The sequence below is a fragment of the Parafrankia sp. Ea1.12 genome (genome assembly GCF_900465275.1).
Taxonomy (GTDB): Bacteria; Actinomycetota; Actinomycetes; order Frankiales; family Frankiaceae; genus Parafrankia; species Parafrankia soli.
This window is the reverse complement of the sequence record NZ_UBIZ01000732.1, coordinates 1-373: the sequence shown is the minus strand read 5'-3', so window position 1 is coordinate 373 and position 373 is coordinate 1. Positions and strand designations below refer to the sequence as shown.

General features: G+C 59.8%; 1 pseudogene. It reads left to right on the top strand.

The features are described 5' to 3' along the window. Positions 1–111 precede the first annotated feature (111 nt). A pseudogene (locus FMEAI12_RS39120) lies at positions 112–373 on the top strand (reverse transcriptase/maturase family protein); the annotation flags it as partial.

Below are 373 nucleotides of genomic sequence, written 5' to 3'. Positions count from 1 at the left end.
CCGCTCCCGTTCCACCTGCCCGGCGGGCGTCAACCCGCCACCCGTCGCATACCTCATAGCAAAAGATGTACCCGCCCACCACCAGCCATCACCAGACCCATTAACACCACACATTAATCGTCAGTACGGGACGTGGCTGATACCTGGACTGGGACGACCTGGTTTATCGAGGGAGACGTCGCCGACTGCTTCGGGAGCTTCGATCACCAGATCATGCTCTCGATGCTGGGTGAGACGATCCACGATGGCCGGTTCCTGAGGCTGATGCGTAACATGCTTACAGCCGGATACCTGGAGGACTGGGTCTGGAACGCGACGCTGAGCGGGGTACCGCAAGGCGGTGTCGTCTCACCCGTCCTCTCGAATATTTACC